This window comes from Pseudomonas typographi (assembly GCF_014694385.1).
Lineage (GTDB): Bacteria > Pseudomonadota > Gammaproteobacteria > Pseudomonadales > Pseudomonadaceae > Aquipseudomonas > Aquipseudomonas typographi.
In genome coordinates this window covers 1-442 of the sequence record NZ_JAAOCA010000143.1, presented here as the reverse complement: position 1 = coordinate 442, position 442 = coordinate 1, and the positions used below count along the sequence as shown (strand labels likewise).

The following is a 442-nucleotide window of genomic DNA, read 5'->3' as shown; positions in this document are numbered from 1 at the left end:
GTACCCGGTAGGGCATGAGCAGTGCGCGTGAAGCCAGCGGCAATTCTGCGACCGAGCCATCGGTGATAACCTCTTCGCGGTTGGCGAACAGGTGGCCCAGCTTGAGCAGGCATGCGGCGGTGATCGCCGGATTGATGATCACCCCGTATGCAGTGGCGTCGACCTCTTCCAGGGCATCGGCCAGGGCGCTACGGGCATGCTCGAGCAGACGACACCGCACGCCATGGTCAACCTCGGCATTGGCGACCTCGATCGCTTCAGCATTCGCCGCTTTGGCTTGCTGTATACGGTCCAGGATGCCGGCCTTGGCCAGGTCCAGGGCGGCTTGGTCTGCGAAAAAGCGGCGACTCAAGAACTGCATGGCTGCCTCCTCTGCCGCGTCGAGCTGCGCCTGCACCAACGCTTTGTCTTCGTCTTCCGCCAACAGGTGTTTCATGGCCAG

Annotated in this window: 1 protein-coding gene; it reads right to left on the bottom strand. The window is 62.7% G+C overall.

Features of this window, described 5'->3' with window-relative positions:
• On the bottom strand, nucleotides 1–442 hold a 442-nt coding region (locus tag HAQ05_RS28130), incomplete at both ends, for a head-tail connector protein (RefSeq protein ID WP_238936623.1).